The sequence below is a fragment of the Pseudomonas sp. NFACC43 genome, assembly GCF_900119645.1.
Classification (GTDB): domain Bacteria; phylum Pseudomonadota; class Gammaproteobacteria; order Pseudomonadales; family Pseudomonadaceae; genus Aquipseudomonas.
Genome location: NZ_FPKK01000011.1, coordinates 1 through 16548, shown reverse-complemented (window position 1 = coordinate 16548; position 16548 = coordinate 1). Strand labels below are relative to the sequence as shown.

30 protein-coding genes and 1 pseudogene are annotated in these 16548 nt (G+C 55.5%); all 31 read right to left on the bottom strand.

Annotated elements, in window-relative coordinates:
• Positions 1 to 53: 53 nt before the first annotated feature.
• Complete coding sequence (gene bfr / locus BT179_RS18630) at positions 54 to 518, bottom strand: bacterioferritin (RefSeq protein WP_072395495.1); 465 nt, start codon at positions 516 to 518, stop codon at positions 54 to 56.
• A 158-nt stretch (positions 519 to 676) separates the two neighbouring features.
• Positions 677 to 2125, bottom strand: coding sequence for a catalase (locus BT179_RS18625; protein ID WP_072431447.1), 1449 nt, complete (start codon positions 2123 to 2125; stop codon positions 677 to 679).
• A 222-nt stretch (positions 2126 to 2347) separates the two neighbouring features.
• Entirely contained in the window at positions 2348 to 2734 is a 387-nt protein-coding gene (rplQ, locus tag BT179_RS18620) for a 50S ribosomal protein L17 (RefSeq protein WP_024778333.1), read from the bottom strand.
• 42 nt (positions 2735 to 2776) lie between these two features.
• A complete protein-coding gene (gene rpoA / locus BT179_RS18615) occupies positions 2777 to 3778 on the bottom strand; it encodes a DNA-directed RNA polymerase subunit alpha (protein WP_003186012.1) in 1002 nt (333 codons plus the stop codon).
• A gap of 22 nt (positions 3779 to 3800) precedes the next feature.
• Positions 3801 to 4421, bottom strand: a complete 621-nt coding sequence (gene rpsD / locus BT179_RS18610; protein ID WP_003176404.1) for a 30S ribosomal protein S4 — start codon at positions 4419 to 4421, stop codon at positions 3801 to 3803.
• 18 nt (positions 4422 to 4439) lie between these two features.
• Complete coding sequence (rpsK, locus tag BT179_RS18605) at positions 4440 to 4829, bottom strand: 30S ribosomal protein S11 (RefSeq protein WP_002555466.1); 390 nt, start codon at positions 4827 to 4829, stop codon at positions 4440 to 4442.
• 30 nt (positions 4830 to 4859) lie between these two features.
• Complete coding sequence (rpsM, locus tag BT179_RS18600; protein WP_072395491.1) at positions 4860 to 5216, bottom strand: 30S ribosomal protein S13; 357 nt, start codon at positions 5214 to 5216, stop codon at positions 4860 to 4862.
• Positions 5217 to 5346: 130 nt separating this feature from the next.
• Positions 5347 to 5463, bottom strand: a complete 117-nt coding sequence (rpmJ, locus tag BT179_RS18595) for a 50S ribosomal protein L36 (protein ID WP_002555468.1) — start codon at positions 5461 to 5463, stop codon at positions 5347 to 5349.
• A 30-nt stretch (positions 5464 to 5493) separates the two neighbouring features.
• Positions 5494 to 6822 (bottom strand): preprotein translocase subunit SecY, encoded by a 1329-nt coding sequence (secY, locus tag BT179_RS18590; RefSeq protein ID WP_072395489.1) that lies wholly within the window; start codon positions 6820 to 6822, stop codon positions 5494 to 5496.
• Positions 6823 to 7260, bottom strand: a complete 438-nt coding sequence (rplO, locus tag BT179_RS18585) for a 50S ribosomal protein L15 (RefSeq protein ID WP_003186032.1) — start codon at positions 7258 to 7260, stop codon at positions 6823 to 6825.
• A 3-nt stretch (positions 7261 to 7263) separates the two neighbouring features.
• Positions 7264 to 7440: a 50S ribosomal protein L30 gene (gene rpmD, locus BT179_RS18580; protein ID WP_003176408.1), complete on the bottom strand. Its 177-nt coding sequence runs from the start codon at positions 7438 to 7440 to the stop codon at positions 7264 to 7266.
• A gap of 2 nt (positions 7441 to 7442) precedes the next feature.
• Positions 7443 to 7943 carry a 30S ribosomal protein S5 gene (gene rpsE, locus BT179_RS18575; RefSeq protein WP_003186035.1) on the bottom strand — a complete coding sequence of 167 codons (501 nt, stop codon included), beginning with the start codon at positions 7941 to 7943 and terminating at the stop codon, positions 7443 to 7445.
• 3 nt (positions 7944 to 7946) lie between these two features.
• Positions 7947 to 8297 carry a 50S ribosomal protein L18 gene (rplR, locus tag BT179_RS18570; RefSeq protein WP_003186037.1) on the bottom strand — a complete coding sequence of 117 codons (351 nt, stop codon included), beginning with the start codon at positions 8295 to 8297 and terminating at the stop codon, positions 7947 to 7949.
• 10 nt (positions 8298 to 8307) lie between these two features.
• Positions 8308 to 8841: a 50S ribosomal protein L6 gene (rplF, locus tag BT179_RS18565; protein WP_072395487.1), complete on the bottom strand. Its 534-nt coding sequence runs from the start codon at positions 8839 to 8841 to the stop codon at positions 8308 to 8310.
• A 12-nt stretch (positions 8842 to 8853) separates the two neighbouring features.
• On the bottom strand, positions 8854 to 9246 hold the full coding sequence (rpsH, locus tag BT179_RS18560) for a 30S ribosomal protein S8 (protein WP_011063773.1): 393 nt from the start codon (positions 9244 to 9246) through the stop codon (positions 8854 to 8856).
• Positions 9247 to 9455: 209 nt separating this feature from the next.
• Positions 9456 to 9761, bottom strand: a complete 306-nt coding sequence (rpsN, locus tag BT179_RS18555) for a 30S ribosomal protein S14 (RefSeq protein WP_072395485.1) — start codon at positions 9759 to 9761, stop codon at positions 9456 to 9458.
• A 13-nt stretch (positions 9762 to 9774) separates the two neighbouring features.
• Complete coding sequence (gene rplE, locus BT179_RS18550) at positions 9775 to 10314, bottom strand: 50S ribosomal protein L5 (protein WP_024778330.1); 540 nt, start codon at positions 10312 to 10314, stop codon at positions 9775 to 9777.
• A gap of 20 nt (positions 10315 to 10334) precedes the next feature.
• Positions 10335 to 10649 carry a 50S ribosomal protein L24 gene (gene rplX / locus BT179_RS18545; protein ID WP_003186046.1) on the bottom strand — a complete coding sequence of 105 codons (315 nt, stop codon included), beginning with the start codon at positions 10647 to 10649 and terminating at the stop codon, positions 10335 to 10337.
• Between the two features lie 11 nt (positions 10650 to 10660).
• Positions 10661 to 11029, bottom strand: coding sequence for a 50S ribosomal protein L14 (gene rplN / locus BT179_RS18540; protein ID WP_024778329.1), 369 nt, complete (start codon positions 11027 to 11029; stop codon positions 10661 to 10663).
• A gap of 23 nt (positions 11030 to 11052) precedes the next feature.
• Positions 11053 to 11319, bottom strand: a complete 267-nt coding sequence (rpsQ, locus tag BT179_RS18535; protein WP_003194644.1) for a 30S ribosomal protein S17 — start codon at positions 11317 to 11319, stop codon at positions 11053 to 11055.
• A gap of 2 nt (positions 11320 to 11321) precedes the next feature.
• Positions 11322 to 11513: a 50S ribosomal protein L29 gene (rpmC, locus tag BT179_RS18530; protein WP_002555481.1), complete on the bottom strand. Its 192-nt coding sequence runs from the start codon at positions 11511 to 11513 to the stop codon at positions 11322 to 11324.
• Entirely contained in the window at positions 11513 to 11926 is a 414-nt protein-coding gene (gene rplP / locus BT179_RS18525; protein ID WP_003186052.1) for a 50S ribosomal protein L16, read from the bottom strand. Before rplP ends, rpmC begins: the two co-directional genes overlap by 1 nt.
• 12 nt (positions 11927 to 11938) lie before the next feature.
• Positions 11939 to 12625 carry a 30S ribosomal protein S3 gene (rpsC, locus tag BT179_RS18520; RefSeq protein WP_024778328.1) on the bottom strand — a complete coding sequence of 229 codons (687 nt, stop codon included), beginning with the start codon at positions 12623 to 12625 and terminating at the stop codon, positions 11939 to 11941.
• Positions 12626 to 12638: 13 nt separating this feature from the next.
• Positions 12639 to 12971, bottom strand: a complete 333-nt coding sequence (gene rplV, locus BT179_RS18515) for a 50S ribosomal protein L22 (RefSeq protein WP_003103908.1) — start codon at positions 12969 to 12971, stop codon at positions 12639 to 12641.
• Between the two features lie 11 nt (positions 12972 to 12982).
• Entirely contained in the window at positions 12983 to 13258 is a 276-nt protein-coding gene (rpsS, locus tag BT179_RS18510) for a 30S ribosomal protein S19 (protein ID WP_002555486.1), read from the bottom strand.
• A 16-nt stretch (positions 13259 to 13274) separates the two neighbouring features.
• Positions 13275 to 14099, bottom strand: coding sequence for a 50S ribosomal protein L2 (rplB, locus tag BT179_RS18505; RefSeq protein WP_053151953.1), 825 nt, complete (start codon positions 14097 to 14099; stop codon positions 13275 to 13277).
• A 14-nt stretch (positions 14100 to 14113) separates the two neighbouring features.
• A complete protein-coding gene (gene rplW / locus BT179_RS18500; RefSeq protein ID WP_002555488.1) occupies positions 14114 to 14413 on the bottom strand; it encodes a 50S ribosomal protein L23 in 300 nt (99 codons plus the stop codon).
• Positions 14410 to 15012: a 50S ribosomal protein L4 gene (rplD, locus tag BT179_RS18495; RefSeq protein ID WP_003186057.1), complete on the bottom strand. Its 603-nt coding sequence runs from the start codon at positions 15010 to 15012 to the stop codon at positions 14410 to 14412. The genes rplW and rplD overlap by 4 nt, the downstream gene beginning before the upstream one ends.
• Before the next feature lie 12 nt (positions 15013 to 15024).
• On the bottom strand, positions 15025 to 15660 hold the full coding sequence (gene rplC, locus BT179_RS18490; RefSeq protein ID WP_053151955.1) for a 50S ribosomal protein L3: 636 nt from the start codon (positions 15658 to 15660) through the stop codon (positions 15025 to 15027).
• Positions 15661 to 15740: 80 nt separating this feature from the next.
• The gene (gene rpsJ, locus BT179_RS18485; protein WP_003186070.1) at positions 15741 to 16052 is read right to left on the bottom strand and encodes a 30S ribosomal protein S10; all 312 of its coding nucleotides are present in this window, start codon (positions 16050 to 16052) and stop codon (positions 15741 to 15743) included.
• Positions 16053 to 16208: 156 nt separating this feature from the next.
• Positions 16209 to 16548: pseudogene (locus BT179_RS18480) on the bottom strand (elongation factor Tu); the annotation flags it as partial.

The following is a 16548-nucleotide window of genomic DNA, read 5'->3' as shown; positions in this document are numbered from 1 at the left end:
TTTCATAACGGCATGCCCACCAGAACAACGGTCTCACCGACCTCAAGCCAGAATCAGCACTGCGACTGCAGGTAGTTTTCCAACCCGATCAACTTGATCAGCCCCAACTGCTTCTCAAGCCAGTAGGTGTGGTCTTCCTCGGTATCGTTGAGCTGGACGCGCAGGATCTCGCGGGTCACGTAGTCGTTGTGTTGCTCGCACAGTTCGATGCCTTTGCACAACGCCGCGCGGACCTTGTATTCCAGACGCAAGTCAGCGGCCAGCATTTCGGGCACGGTGGTTCCGATATCCAGGTCGTCTGCGCGCATGCGTGGAGTGCCTTCAAGCATCAGGATCCGGCGCATGAGTGCATCGGCGTGCTGAGTCTCTTCTTCCATCTCATGGTTGATACGTTCGTAGAGCTCGGTAAAACCCCAATCCTCGTACATCCGCGAATGGATGAAATATTGATCACGTGCCGCCAGCTCACCGGTCAGCAGCGTGTTGAGGTAATCGATTACGTCTGGGTGACCTTGCATCGCCCTACATCTCCACAAGCTTTGAAAGGCTCTAGTTTGAACCATGCTGACTGCAAGGTCACTCGCTCATCGCAATAAAAGCGAAGAAAATCCGAGAAAACAGGGTTAAATAACGCAAAAACCGCCCAAATGAGGGCGGTTCTGCTTCTCGTTTAGACTTAGTTAAGCTGTACGCCCAACGCCTTTGCGATGCCTTCGCCGTAAGCGGCGTCTGCCTTGAAGAAGTGCTGCAATTGACGGTCGACGACGTCTGCCGAGACACCCGCCATCGCACCGGCGATATTACTGATCAACAGCGCTTTCTGCTCGTCGTTCATCAAGCGGAACAGCGCCCCCGCATGGCTGTAGTAGTCAGTATCCTCGCGATGATCGTAGCGATCGGCCGCCCCGCTCAAGGCCAGAGCCGGCTCCGCATAACGTGGTGCCTGCTTCGGCGCCTCCACATAGCTGTTCGGCTCGTAGTTGGGCGCTGCTCCACCGTTGCTGCCGAACGCCATGGCACCGTCGCGCTGATAGGTGTTGACCGGGCTGCGCGGAGCATTCACCGGCAACTGCTGATGATTGGTGCCGACACGGTAGCGGTGCGCATCCGCGTAGGCGAATACGCGGCCTTGCAACATGCGGTCCGGCGAAAGCCCCACACCTGGCACCATGTTGCTGGGCCCAAACGCTGCTTGCTCCACTTCAGCGAAGTAGTTCAGAGGGTTGCGGTTGAGCTCCAGTTCGCCGACTTCAATCAGCGGAAACTCTTTCTGCGACCAGGTCTTGGTCACATCGAACGGATTTTCGTAATGCGCAGCAGCCTGGGCTTCGGTCATGATCTGGATGCAGACGCTCCATTTCGGGAAATCACCGCGCTCAATGGCGTTGAACAGGTCACGCTGGGCGTAATCCGGATCAGTACCCGCCAGGCGAGCGGCCTCGGCCGGCGACAGGTTCTTGATGCCTTGCTTGGTCTTGTAGTGCCATTTGACCCAGTGACGCTCACCCTGTGCATTGATCAAGCTGTAGGTGTGGCTACCAAAGCCGTGCATGTGGCGATAGCCGTCAGGAATGCCGCGGTCAGAGAACAGAATGGTGACCTGGTGCAGGGCCTCAGGCGAATGCGACCAGAAATCCCACATCATCTGGGCGCTTTTCAGGTTACTTTGCGGCAGACGTTTCTGGGTGTGGATAAAGTCCGGGAACTTCAGCGGATCGCGAATGAAGAATACCGGCGTGTTGTTACCCACAATGTCCCAGTTACCTTCCTCGGTGTAGAACTTCAGGGCGAAACCACGGGGATCGCGCTCAGTATCGGCAGAGCCTCGCTCGCCTCCCACAGTGGAAAACCGCAGGAAAGTAGGCGTCTGCTTGCCGACAGACTCGAACAATTTGGCACTGGTGTATTGGGTGATATCCCGTGTCACGGTGAATGTGCCGTAGGCGCCCGAGCCTTTGGCGTGCACGCGGCGCTCGGGGATATTCTCGCGGTTGAAGTGAGCGAGCTTCTCGATAAGGTGGAAGTCGTCGAGCAGCAACGGGCCACGGGGGCCCGCAGAGCGAGAATTCTGGTTATCGGCGACAGGAGCGCCGCTTGCTGTCGTAAGCGTTTTGGTCTGGCTCATGCTCAATCTTCCTCGGTCGGTCTCTGAACTGCCGGCTAATCGGCTGGAAAGGAGTATTGACCATGTTAGTTACAGTATCCAAATTCATTAAATCATGGATATCGATAGCCATTATCTAATGCTGCCGTGTTGCCAATAGCGAAACCAGCCGAAACGGCCGCTTACCTTTTCACAGGCACAAAAAAACCGGGCACAAGGCCCGGTTTTTTCTTTATTGCCGTCTTACTCAGCGGATACAGCTTCACCGCCGGTAGCACGATCAACCAACTCGACGTACGCCATAGGCGCGTTGTCGCCAGCGCGGAAACCGCACTTGAGGATGCGCAGGTAGCCACCCTCACGGGTAGCGTAACGCTTGCCCAGGTCGTTGAAGAGCTTACCAACGATAGCTTTCGAACGAGTACGGTCGAAAGCCAGGCGGCGGTTAGCCAGGCTGTCTGTCTTGGCCAGAGTGATCAGCGGCTCGGCAACGCGGCGCAGTTCTTTGGCTTTCGGCAGTGTAGTTTTGATCAGCTCGTGCTCGAACAGCGACACCGCCATGTTCTGGAACATGGCCTTGCGGTGCGAGCTGGTGCGGCTCAGGTGACGACCACTTTTACGATGACGCATGGTTCATTCCTTACCAAACACAACGTTCGGTGATTACGACGATCAGGCAGTCGCCTTGTCGTCCTTCTTAAGACTTGCAGGCGGCCAGTTGTCGAGGCGCATGCCGAGGGACAGACCGCGGGAGGCCAGAACGTCCTTGATTTCAGTCAAGGATTTCTTGCCAAGGTTCGGAGTCTTCAACAGCTCTACTTCGGTACGCTGAATCAGGTCGCCGATGTAGTAGATGTTTTCCGCCTTAAGGCAGTTAGCCGAACGTACAGTCAGTTCCAGATCGTCAACCGGGCGAAGCAGGATCGGATCGATCTCGTCTTCCTGCTCGACAACCACTGGCTCACTGTCACCCTTGAGGTCGACGAACGCAGCCAACTGCTGTTGCAGGATGGTTGCAGCACGACGGATAGCCTCTTCAGGATCCAGGGTACCGTTGGTTTCCAGATCAATAACCAGCTTGTCCAGGTTAGTACGCTGCTCGACACGGGCGTTTTCCACCACGTATGCGATACGGCGAACCGGGCTGAACGAAGAGTCAAGCTGCAAGCGACCGATGCTGCGGCTTTCGTCTTCATCGCTCTGACGCGAGTCTGCCGGCTCATAACCACGACCACGAGCTACGGTGAGCTTCATGTTCAGGGCGCCGTTAGACGCCAGGTTAGCGATTACGTGATCGGGGTTAACGATCTCGACATCATGATCCAGCTGAATATCGGCAGCGGTAACCACCCCCGAACCCTTCTTCGACAAGGTCAGCGTAACTTCGTCACGACCGTGCAGCTTGATAGCCAGGCCTTTAAGGTTCAACAGGATTTCAATGACATCTTCCTGTACGCCTTCGATCGCGCTGTACTCATGGAGTACACCGTCAATCTCGGCCTCGACTACTGCACAGCCGGGCATTGAGGACAACAGGATGCGGCGCAGCGCGTTGCCCAGGGTGTGGCCGAAACCACGCTCGAGAGGCTCGAGTGTGATCTTGGCGCGGGTTGGACTGACAACCTGCACATCGATATGGCGGGGTGTCAGGAACTCATTTACCGAAATCTGCATGGATGCACCTATTTTCTAGCCCTTACTTGGAGTAGAGCTCGACAATCAGGCTTTCGTTGATGTCGGCGGACAGATCACTGCGAGCTGGAACGTTCTTGAAAACGCCCGACTTCTTCTCAGTGTCTACTTCTACCCATTCTACGCGGCCACGTTGGGCACACAGATCGAGAGCTTGGACAATGCGAAGTTGATTCTTTGCTTTCTCGCGAACAGCAACCACGTCACCAGCACGAACCTGGTAGGACGGAACGTTTACGGTCTGACCGTTAACGCTGATCGACTTGTGCGATACCAGCTGACGGGATTCGGCACGAGTAGAACCGAAGCCCATACGGTATACAACGTTGTCCAGACGGCATTCGAGCAGTTGCAACAGGTTTTCGCCGGTTGCGCCTTTCTTGCCAGCTGCTTCTTTGTAGTAGCCGCTGAACTGACGCTCGAGAACGCCGTAGATACGACGAACCTTCTGCTTCTCACGCAGTTGGGTGCCGTAATCGGACTGGCGACCGCGGCGCTGGCCGTGGATACCAGGTGCTGCTTCGATGTTGCACTTCGATTCGATCGCGCGCACGCCGCTCTTCAGGAAGAGATCGGTGCCTTCGCGACGAGCGAGTTTGCATTTTGGACCAATGTAACGAGCCATTCTTTACAATCTCCTGGATTACACGCGGCGCTTCTTCGGCGGACGGCACCCGTTGTGCGGGATTGGCGTCACGTCGGTGATGCTGGCGATCTTGTAGCCACAGCCGTTCAATGCACGAACTGCGGATTCACGACCTGGACCTGGACCCTTGACGTTGACGTCGAGGTTTTTCAGGCCGTATTCCAGCGCAGCTTGACCAGCACGTTCAGCAGCAACTTGAGCGGCAAACGGGGTGGACTTGCGGGAACCGCGGAAACCCGAACCACCGGAGGTAGCCCAGGAAAGAGCGTTACCTTGACGGTCGGTAATGGTCACGATGGTGTTGTTAAAAGATGCATGGATGTGGGCGATGCCATCAACCACTGTCTTTTTAACTTTTTTACGAGGACGAGCAGCAGGTTTTGCCATGATTAAATTCCTGTCGATTCGCTGGGGCGATTACTTGCGGATCGGCTTACGCGGGCCTTTACGGGTACGCGCGTTGGTCTTGGTACGCTGACCGCGTACTGGAAGACCACGACGATGACGCAGACCGCGATAGCAACCGAGGTCCATCAAGCGCTTGATTTTCATGTTGGTTTCACGGCGCAGGTCACCTTCAGTGGTGAACTTCGCCACTTCGCCACGCAGCTGTTCAATCTGCTCGTCGCTCAGATCTTTGATCTTTGCCGCTGGGTTGACCCCAGCCACTGCACAAATTTTCTGTGCAGTAGTGCGACCAACACCATAGATGTAGGTCAGCGAGATAACAGTATGCTTGTTATCTGGAATGTTGACGCCTGCAATACGGGCCATTCAGTGGGACTCCAATTGACAGCTACCTACGCCCCGGAAGCCAAGAAATAGGGCGCGAGATAATATCGCTGTAATAACAAATAATCAACCCGGCAGCGCACTAGCTGCCGGGCTTAAAGCACAATCACACTCAGCCTTGGCGCTGTTTGTGACGCGGTTCCGCGCTGCAAATTACCCGAACAACACCTTCGCGGCGAATAATCTTGCAGTTACGGCACAGCTTTTTCACCGATGCACGAACTTTCATCACCAACTCCTCGAACCTTATGGACGCTACTCAGCGCAACATGCCGCTGCCGTAGCCCTTCAGGTTGGCTTTCTTCATCAGGGATTCGTACTGGTGCGAAACGAGGTGCGATTGTACTTGGGACATGAAGTCCATCACAACCACGACCACGATCAGCAACGAGGTCCCGCCAAGGTAGAACGGTACGTTTGCCGCAACCACCAGGAACTGGGGCAACAGGCAGACGGCCGTCATGTAAAGAGCACCGAACATGGTCAAGCGAGTCAGAACGCCATCAATGTAGCGCGCAGACTGCTCACCCGGACGGATACCCGGAATAAAGGCACCGGACTTCTTCAGGTTTTCCGCTACGTCTTTCGGATTGAACATCAACGCCGTATAGAAGAAGCAGAAGAAAATAATCCCTGCACTAAACAGCAGAATATTCAACGGCTGACCAGGAGCGATCGACTGCGAGAGATCCTGCAACCAGCCCATACCTTCAGACTGGCCGAACCAGGCGCCCAACGAAGCCGGGAACAGCAAGATGCTGCTCGCGAAAATAGCCGGAATAACACCGGCCATGTTCACCTTCAACGGCAAGTGGCTCGTCTGCGCAGCAAATACCTTGCGGCCCTGCTGACGCTTGGCGTAGTGAACAGCAATACGACGCTGACCACGCTCGATGAATACCACGAAACCGATAATCGCTACTGCCAGCAAACCGATGGCAACCAGAGCGAAAATGTTGATATCACCCTGACGCGCAGACTCGAAAGACTGCCCGATCGCTCTCGGAAGACCGGCGACGATACCTGCGAAGATCAACATCGAGATACCGTTGCCAACACCACGCTCAGTAATCTGCTCACCCAGCCACATCATGAACATCGCGCCCGCCACGAAAGTGGTTACCGCGACGAAATGGAAGCTGAAGTCAGCAGTGAACGAAACGCCTTGCCCCGCCAGGCCGATGGACATGCCAATGGCCTGGACAAGAGCAAGAACGACAGTGCCGTAGCGGGTGTACTGGCTGATCTTGCGACGGCCAGCTTCACCTTCCTTCTTCAACTGTTCCAGCTGCGGGCTGACAGCGGTCATCAGCTGCATGATGATCGATGCCGAGATGTACGGCATGATCCCCAGTGCAAAGATGCTCATCCGCTCCAGCGCGCCGCCGGAAAACATGTTGAACAAGCTAAGAATGGTCCCCTCATTCTGTCGAAACAGGTCTGCGAGTCGGTCCGGGTTGATACCTGGAACCGGGATGTGTGCGCCTATTCGGTAGACGATAATCGCCAGGAACAGAAAACGCAGACGAGCCCAGAGTTCAGACATACCGCCTTTGCCGAGCGCAGAGAGAGCACCTTGCTTAGCCATTTATTCCTCGAACTTGCCGCCAGCTGCTTCGATAGCCGCACGCGCACCTTTGGTGGCGCCGATTCCCTTTCCGATGGTGACAGCGCGAGCAACTTCGCCCGACAGCATGATTTTCACACGCTGTACGTTCTGGTTGATCACGTTGGCATCCTTCAGGGACTGCACGGTGACGATGTCGCCGTCCACTTTAGCCAGCTCGGACAGACGCACTTCTGCGCGGTCCATGGCCTTCAGGGAAACGAAACCGAACTTCGGCAGGCGACGATGCAGCGGCTGTTGACCGCCTTCAAAGCCTGGAGCAATGGTGCCACCGGAGCGGGAGGTCTGACCTTTGTGACCACGGCCACCAGTCTTGCCCAAACCACTACCGATACCACGGCCCGGACGATGCTTTTCGCGACGGGAACCCGGCGCTGGACTCAGATCATTGAGTTTCATCGATTAACCCTCGACACGCAGCATGTAGTAAGCCTTGTTGATCATCCCGCGGTTCTCGGGAGTATCCTGGACTTCTACAGTGTGACCGATGCGACGCAGACCCAGACCCTTAACGCACAGTTTGTGGTTAGGGATGCGGCCGGTCATGCTTTTGATCAGCGTAACTTTTACGGTAGCCATGATCAGAAGATCTCCTTGACGCTTTTGCCACGCTTGGCGGCAATGGATTCAGGAGACTGCATAGCCTTCAAGCCCTTGAAAGTGGCGTGAACCACGTTTACAGGGTTAGTCGAGCCATAGCACTTGGCCAGAACGTTCTGAACGCCAGCAACCTCGAGGACAGCACGCATGGCGCCGCCGGCGATGATACCGGTACCTTCAGAAGCAGGCTGCATGTACACCTTCGAAGCGCCGTGGGCAGACTTCATTGCGTACTGCAGAGTGGTGCCGTTCAGATCAACCTGGATCATGTTGCGGCGAGCAGCTTCCATTGCCTTCTGGATCGCAGCAGGCACTTCACGCGACTTGCCACGGCCGAAGCCAACACGGCCCTTGCCATCACCTACCACGGTCAACGCGGTGAAAGTGAAGATACGGCCGCCTTTTACGGTTTTGGCTACGCGGTTAACTTGAACCAGCTTCTCGATGTAGCCTTCGTCGCGCTTTTGGTCGTTATTGGACATAACTTAGAACTCCAGCCCAGCTTCACGAGCAGCATCAGCCAGCGCCTTGACGCGGCCGTGGTACTTGAAGCCAGAGCGGTCGAAAGCCACCTGCGAGACGCCAGCGGCTTTAGCACGCGTAGCGACCAGCTGGCCAACCTTAGTGGCCGCGTCGATGTTGCCGGTAGCACCATCACGCAGTTCTTTATCCAAAGTCGAGGCACTTGCCAGGACTTTGTTGCCGTCGGCCGAAATGACCTGGGCGTAGATGTGCTGCGAAGAGCGGAACACGCAGAGACGCACGACTTCGAGTTCGTGCATTTTCAGGCGTGCTTTGCGAGCGCGACGCAGTCGAGTAACTTTTTTGTCGGTCATTTGCTATGCCCTACTTCTTCTTGGCTTCTTTACGACGGACGACTTCGTCCGCGTAGCGCACACCTTTGCCTTTGTACGGCTCTGGTGGACGGAAGTCGCGGATCTCGGCGGCCACTTGACCTACCAGCTGCTTGTCGATGCCCTTGATCAGGATATCGGTCTGGCTAGGAGTCTCAGCGGTGATGCCTTCCGGCAGTTCGTAATCCACTGGGTGCGAGAAGCCAAGAGCCAGGTTCAGAACCGAGCCTTTTGCTTGCGCTTTGTAACCAACACCGACCAGCTGGAGCTTGCGCTCGAAGCCTTGGCTTACGCCTTGGACCATGTTGTTTACCAACGCACGAGTGGTACCAGCCATTGCGCGAGTCTGTTGGTCACCATTGCGAGCAGCAAAACGCAGCTCACCGGCTTCCTGAACGATCTCAACGGACGAATGGATGTTCAGTTCAAGAGTGCCCTTGGCACCCTTCACCGAAAGCTGTTGGCCTGCGAATTTGACTTCGACACCGGCTGGCAGCTTAACGGGGTTCTTAGCGACGCGAGACATGCTTATCCCCCCTTAGAACACAGTGCAAAGAACTTCGCCGCCGACACCGGCAGCGCGCGCAGCACGATCAGTCATCACACCCTTGTTGGTGGAGACGATAGACACGCCCAGACCGCCGCGAACTTTCGGCAACTCCTCGACGGACTTGTACTGACGCAGGCCTGGACGGCTAACGCGCTTCACTTCCTCGATGACCGGACGGCCTTCGAAGTATTTCAGCTCGATGGACAGCAGAGGCTTGATTTCGCTGCTGATCTGATAACCCGCGATGTAACCTTCGTCCTTCAGGACTTTTGCTACAGCCACCTTCAACGTGGAAGACGGCATGCTTACGACGGACTTTTCAGCCATCTGGGCATTACGGATTCGAGTTAGCATGTCCGCTAACGGGTCCTGCATACTCATGGGCTAGACGCTCCTAATGCAAAAAAATTAGCCTTACGGCTACTACGTGTCGCCGAGAAACTCCGGGCATGAAAAACACGGGCTCAGGCGAGCCGGTCATTCTAGACACACCCCAGAAATGAATCAAGCCCCAAAAGGGGCTTGATTCGGCTTCAAGGCCACCGGTGGTCAGGATCCTGAGACCCTGACCACCGAGACTTTGACAGTGCTTACCAGCTGGCTTTGACCAGACCTGGAACGTCACCACGCATTGCAGCTTGACGCAGCATGTTACGGCCCAGGCCGAACTTGCGGTACACGCCATGCGGACGACCAGTCAGGCGGCAGCGGTTACGCATGCGCGAGGCGCTTGCGTCACGTGGCTGCTTCTGCAGTGCTACGGTAGCTTCCCAGCGTGCTTCTGGACTTGCGTTCAGATCAACGATGATAGCTTTAAGCGCTGCACGCTTGGCGGCGTACTTGGCAACGGTGAGCTGACGCTTCAGCTCACGGTTCTTCATGCTCTTCTTGGCCATTTTCCTACTCCAATCAGTTGCGGAACGGGAATTTGAAAGCACGCAGCAGAGCGCGACCTTCGTCATCCGATTTGGCAGTGGTGGTCAGGGTAATGTCCAGACCGCGCAGAGCATCGATCTTGTCGTAATCGATTTCCGGGAAAATGATCTGCTCTTTCACGCCCATGCTGTAGTTGCCACGACCGTCGAAGGACTTGGCATTCAGGCCGCGGAAGTCGCGAACCCGAGGCAGGGAGATCGACAGCAGACGATCCAGGAACTCATACATACGATCGCGACGCAGGGTCACTTTGACACCGATCGGCCAACCTTCACGGACTTTGAAGCCAGCGATGGATTTGCGAGCGTGAGTCACAACGACTTTCTGGCCGGTGATCTTCTCCAGGTCAGCTACCGCGTGCTCGATGACTTTTTTGTCGCCGATCGCTTCGCCCAGACCCATGTTCAGGGTGATCTTGGTAATGCGCGGAACTTCCATCACGTTCGCCAGCTTAAGTTCTTCCTTAAGCTTCGGTGCGATTTCCTTCCGGTAAATCTCTTTCAGTCGTGCCATGGTCTTCTACCTAGCAGTGTTCAAGCATCAACCGCTTTTTGGGTCGACTTGAAGACACGAATTTTTTTGCCGTCTTCTACTTTGAAACCAACGCGGTCAGCCTTGTTGGTTTCGCCGTTGAAAATGGCGACGTTGGAAGCGTGCAGTGGCGCTTCTTTCTCGACGATACCGCCCTGTACGCCCGACATCGGGTTAGGCTTGGTATGACGCTTGACCAGGTTCAGACCACCAACAACCAGACGGTTGTCAGCGAGAACCTTAAGCACCTTACCGCGCTTGCCCTTGTCTTTGCCGGCGATCACGATGATCTCGTCGTCACGACGAATCTTTTGCATGTCGGATCTCCTTACAGCACTTCTGGGGCGAGCGAGACGATCTTCATGAACTTCTCAGTACGAAGTTCACGGGTCACTGGCCCAAAGATACGGGTGCCGATTGGCTCTTGCTTGTTGTTCAACAGAACAGCAGCGTTGCCATCAAAGCGGATGATGGAGCCGTCTGCACGACGAACACCATGGCGAGTGCGGACTACAACAGCAGTCATCACTTGGCCTTTCTTCACCTTACCGCGAGGAATTGCTTCCTTGACGGTAACCTTGATGATGTCGCCAATTGCAGCGTAACGACGATGGGAGCCACCCAGCACCTTGATGCACATAACGCGGCGAGCGCCGCTGTTATCGGCCACATCAAGCATGGATTGAGTCTGAATCATATAATTTCTCCGACCCCTAGCCCTTAGACTTCCACAGCGCGTTCGAGAACATCAACCAGCGCCCAAGATTTGGTCTTGGCCATCGGACGGGTTTCACGAATAGTGACCTTGTCGCCGATGTGGCACTGATTGGTTTCGTCGTGCGCGTGCAGCTTAGTCGAACGCTTAACGTATTTACCGTAGATCGGGTGCTTTACGCGACGCTCGATCAGAACGGTGATGGTTTTGTCCATCTTGTCGCTGACAACACGGCCAGTCAGCGTACGGACAGTTTTTTCGGCTTCTGCCATGATTACTTACCTGCCTGCTGGTTGAGCACAGTTTTCACGCGAGCGATGTCACGCTTAACTTGCGAGAGCAGATGAGACTGCCCCAACTGGCCAGTTGCCTTCTGCATACGCAGATTGAACTGGTCGCGCAGCAGGCCGAGCAGTTGCTCGTTCAGCTGCTGTGCGGATTTTTCACGAAGTTCATTCGCTTTCATCACATCACCGTCCGTTTAACAAAGGAGGTGGCGAGCGGCAGCTTTGCAGCAGCCAGGGCGAAAGCCTCACGCGCCAGCTCTTCAGAAACACCCTCGATTTCATACAGGACTTTACCTGGCTGAATCTGGGCAACCCAGTATTCCACGTTACCCTTACCTTTACCCATCCGCACTTCGAGAGGCTTCTTGGTGACAGGCTTGTCCGGGAACACACGGATCCAGATCTTGCCGCCACGTTTTACGTGACGGGTCAGAGCACGACGTGCTGACTCGATCTGACGAGCGGTGAGACGACCACGAGCAACAGACTTCAGCGCGAACTCGCCGAAGCTGACTTTGCTACCGCGCAATGCCAGGCCACGGTTGTGACCGGTCATCTGCTTGCGGAACTTCGTACGCTTTGGTTGCAACATTTGGCGTACCCCTTACTTAGCAGCTTTTTTACGAGGCGCTGGTGCTTGTGGCTTCAGCTCTTCTTGGCGACCACCAATTACTTCGCCTTTGAAGATCCAAACCTTTACACCGATCACACCGTAGGTGGTGTGAGCTTCGTAGTTGGCATAGTCGATGTCGGCACGCAGGGTGTGCAGTGGCACACGACCTTCGCGATACCATTCAGTACGTGCGATTTCAGCACCGCCGAGACGACCGCTCACTTGGATTTTGATGCCTTTGGCACCAATGCGAATGGCGTTCTGTACAGCACGCTTCATAGCGCGACGGAACATTACGCGACGCTCCAGCTGCTGAGCTACGCTCTGCGCAACCAGCATACCGTCGAGCTCCGGCTTGCGGATCTCTTCGATATTGATGTGCACAGGCACACCCATTTGCTTGGTCAGGTCCTGACGCAGTTTCTCAACATCTTCACCTTTCTTCCCGATAACGATACCTGGGCGAGCGGTGTGGATGGTGATACGTGCTGTCTGAGCCGGACGATGGATATCGATACGGCTTACGGACGCGCTTTTTAGTTTGTCTTGGAGATACTCACGCACCTTCAGATCAGCGAACAAGTAGTCCGCATAAGTCCGACCGTCTGCGTACCAGACGGAGGTGTGCTCCTTGACGATTCCCAGGCGAATGCCAATGGGATGTACTTTCTGACCCATCTCTTCGACTCCGTTACTTGTCAGCAACCTTGACAGTGATATGGCAAGACCGCTTGACGATGCGATCAGCACGGCCTTTGGCACGTGGCATGATGCGCTTCAGCGAACGCCCTTCGTTAACGAAAACGGTGCTGACCTTCAGATCATCAACGTCTGCGCCTTCGTTATGCTCGGCGTTGGCTACGGCCGACTCCAGCACTTTTTTCATGATCTCGGCGGCTTTCTTACTGCTGAAAGCCAACAGGTTGAGCGCTTCGCCCACCTTCTTCCCGCGGATCTGGTCGGCGACCAAGCGGGCTTTCTGGGCGGAGATTCGAGCGCCCGACAACTTAGCGGCTACTTCCATTTCCTTACCCCTTAACGCTTGGCTTTCTTGTCAGCCACGTGCCCACGGTATGTGCGGGTACCGGCGAACTCGCCCAGTTTGTGGCCGACCATGTCTTCGTTCACGAGAACTGGGACGTGCTGGCGACCGTTGTGTACAGCGATGGTCAGACCGACCATCTGTGGCAGAATCATCGAACGACGCGACCAGGTCTTAACTGGTTTGCGATCGTTCTTTTCCGCCGCCACTTCGATCTTCTTCAGTAGGTGAAGATCAATAAAAGGACCTTTTTTCAGAGAACGTGGCACTGTCGTATCCCTCTATTTACTTGCGACGACGGACGATCATTTTGTCGGTACGCTTATTACCACGAGTCTTCGCGCCCTTAGTCGGGAAGCCCCATGGCGATACCGGATGACGACCACCAGAGGTACGACCTTCACCACCACCATGTGGGTGGTCAACCGGGTTCATGGCAACACCACGAACGGTTGGGCGAACGCCACGCCAGCGCTTGGCACCAGCTTTACCCAACGAACGCAGGCTGTGCTCGGAGTTCGAGACTTCACCCAGGGTCGCACGGCACTCAGCCAGTACTTTACGCATCTCACCGGAGCGCAGACGCAGGGTAACGTACACACCTTCACGAGCGATCAGCTGAGCCGAGGCGCCAGCGGAACGAGCGATCTGCGCGCCTTTACCTGGCTTCAGTTCGATGCCGTGCACGGTGCTACCCACTGGGATGTTACGCAGTTGCAGAGCGTTGCCCGGCTTGATCGGTGCGAGAGCACCAGAGATCAGCTGGTCGCCAGCGCTCACGCCTTTAGGGGCGATGATGTAGCGACGCTCGCCATCTGCGTACAGCAGCAGGGCGATGTGAGCAGTACGGTTTGGATCGTATTCGATACGCTCGACGGTGGCAGCGATGCCATCCTTGTCGTTGCGACGGAAGTCGACCAGACGATAATGCTGCTTATGACCACCACCAACGTGACGAGTGGTAATACGGCCATTGTTGTTACGACCACCAGACTTCGATTTTTTCTCGAGCAGCGGTGCGTGAGGAGCGCCTTTATGCAGCTCCTGGTTGACCACCTTGACCACAAAACGGCGGCCAGGGGAAGTCGGTTTGCATTTAACGATTGCCATGATGCACCCCTTCCTTACTCAGCACTGCTGCTGAAATCGAGATCTTGGCCTGGCTGAAGGGAGATAACTGCCTTCTTCCAGTCATTGCGCTTGCCCAGACCGCGAGCAGTGCGCTTGCTCTTACCCAGAACATTCAGGGTAGTCACGCGCTCTACTTTCACGCTGAACAGGCTTTCGACGGCCTTCTTGATTTCCAGCTTGGTTGCGTCGGTAGCAACCTTGAAAACGAACTGGCCTTTCTTGTCTGCCAGAACCGTAGCCTTCTCGGAAACGTGCGGGCCAAGCAGAACTTTAAATACGCGTTCCTGGTTCATCCCAGCAGCTCCTCGAATTTCTTCACGGCCGACACGGTGATCAACACCTTGTCGTATGCGATCAGACTGACCGGATCGGAACCCTGCACGTCACGAACATCGACGTGTGGCAGGTTGCGAGCAGCCAGGTACAGGTTCTGATCAACAGCATCGGACACGATCAGGACATCAGTCAGACCCATGCCATTGAGCTTGTTCAGCAGATCTTTGGTTTTCGGTGCTTCGACAGCGAAGTCCTGAACCACGACCAGACGATCAGTACGCACCAGCTCAGCAAGGATGGAACGCATCGCTGCGCGATACATCTTCTTGTTCAGCTTTTGGGAGTGATCCTGAGGACGAGCTGCAAAAGTGGTACCGCCGCCACGCCAGATTGGGCTACGGATAGTACCGGCACGAGCACGGCCAGTACCTTTCTGACGCCATGGGCGCTTGCCGCCACCGGAAACGTCGGAACGGGTCTTTTGCTGCTTGCTACCTTGACGGCCGCCAGCCATGTAGGCCACGACTGCTTGGTGAACCAGCGTCTCGTTGAATTCGCCGCCAAATGTCAGTTCGGAAACTTCGATCGCTTGAGCGTCATTTACATTTAATTGCATGTCAGCTTCCCCTTAACCGCGAGCCTTGGCTGCTGGACGTACAACCACGTTGCCGCCAGTAGCGCCAGGAACAGCGCCCTTGACCAACAACAGATTGCGTTCAGCGTCCACGCGCACTACTTCCAGGGACTGCACGGTCACGCGCTCAGCGCCCATATGACCGGACATTTTCTTGCCCTTGAATACACGACCAGGAGTCTGGCACTGGCCGATAGAGCCTGGGACGCGGTGGGATACGGAGTTACCGTGGGTGTTATCTTGCCCGCGGAAGTTCCAACGCTTGATCGTACCCTGGAAGCCTTTACCCTTGGACTGACCGGTTACATCAACCAGTTGGCCAGCGGCGAAGATTTCGGCCTTGATCAGATCGCCGGCCTGGTACTCGCCTTCTTCAAGGCGGAATTCCATTACGGTACGACCAGCGGCAACGTTCGCCTTGGCGAAGTGGCCAGCCTGAGCTGCTGTTACACGCGAAGCACGACGCTCGCCGACAGTGACTTGCACTGCACGATAGCCATCGGTCTCTTCAGTTTTGAACTGGGTGACGCGATTCGGCTCGATCTCAATGACCGTGACCGGAATGGAGACACCTTCTTCGGTGAAAATACGGGTCATACCGCATTTACGACCGACTACACCAATAGTCATGTTGTAAACCTCATGAGTGTACGGGGCTTTCACCCGCTATGGCCGCCCATTTCAGAGCGTTACACGACCAAGACCGAGTCTTAGCCGAGGCTGATCTGCACTTCCACACCGGCCGCAAGATCGAGCTTCATAAGTGCATCAACGGTTTTATCCGTTGGCTGGACGATGTCCAGAACGCGCTTATGAGTACGGATCTCGTACTGGTCACGCGCGTCTTTGTTGACGTGCGGGGAGACCAGAACGGTGAACCGCTCTTTACGGGTAGGCAGTGGAATTGGACCACGCACTTGAGCACCAGTACGTTTCGCGGTTTCCACGATTTCCTGGGTGGATTGGTCGATCAGGCGATGGTCAAAAGCCTTCAACCTGATACGGATTTGCTGATTTTGCATTGGATTTCAGACTCCGGCTGCTATTCCCACCGGGCGCAATACGCCCGTTAAAAGGAGGCGCAATTCTATAGACGCCCCTGGTAGGTGTCAACTCAATAAAAAAGCCCCCGCTAGGCGGGGGCTTCTTCACTCATCAAGCTGACTCTGATAAGAGTCTTATTCGATGACTTTGGCTACGACGCCAGCGCCGACGGTACGACCGCCTTCACGGATAGCGAAACGCAGACCATCTTCCATCGCGATCGGCTTGATCAGGGTGACAGTCATCTGGATGTTGTCACCTGGCATTACCATTTCAACGCCTTCTGGCAGCTCGCAGTTACCAGTCACGTCAGTTGTACGGAAGTAGAACTGTGGACGGTAGCCTTTGAAGAACGGAGTGTGACGACCGCCTTCTTCCTTGCTCAGAACGTAAACTTCTGCGGTGAACTTGGTGTGAGCCTTGACGGTGCCTGGCTTGACCAGAACCTGACCACGCTCTACGTCGTCACGCTTG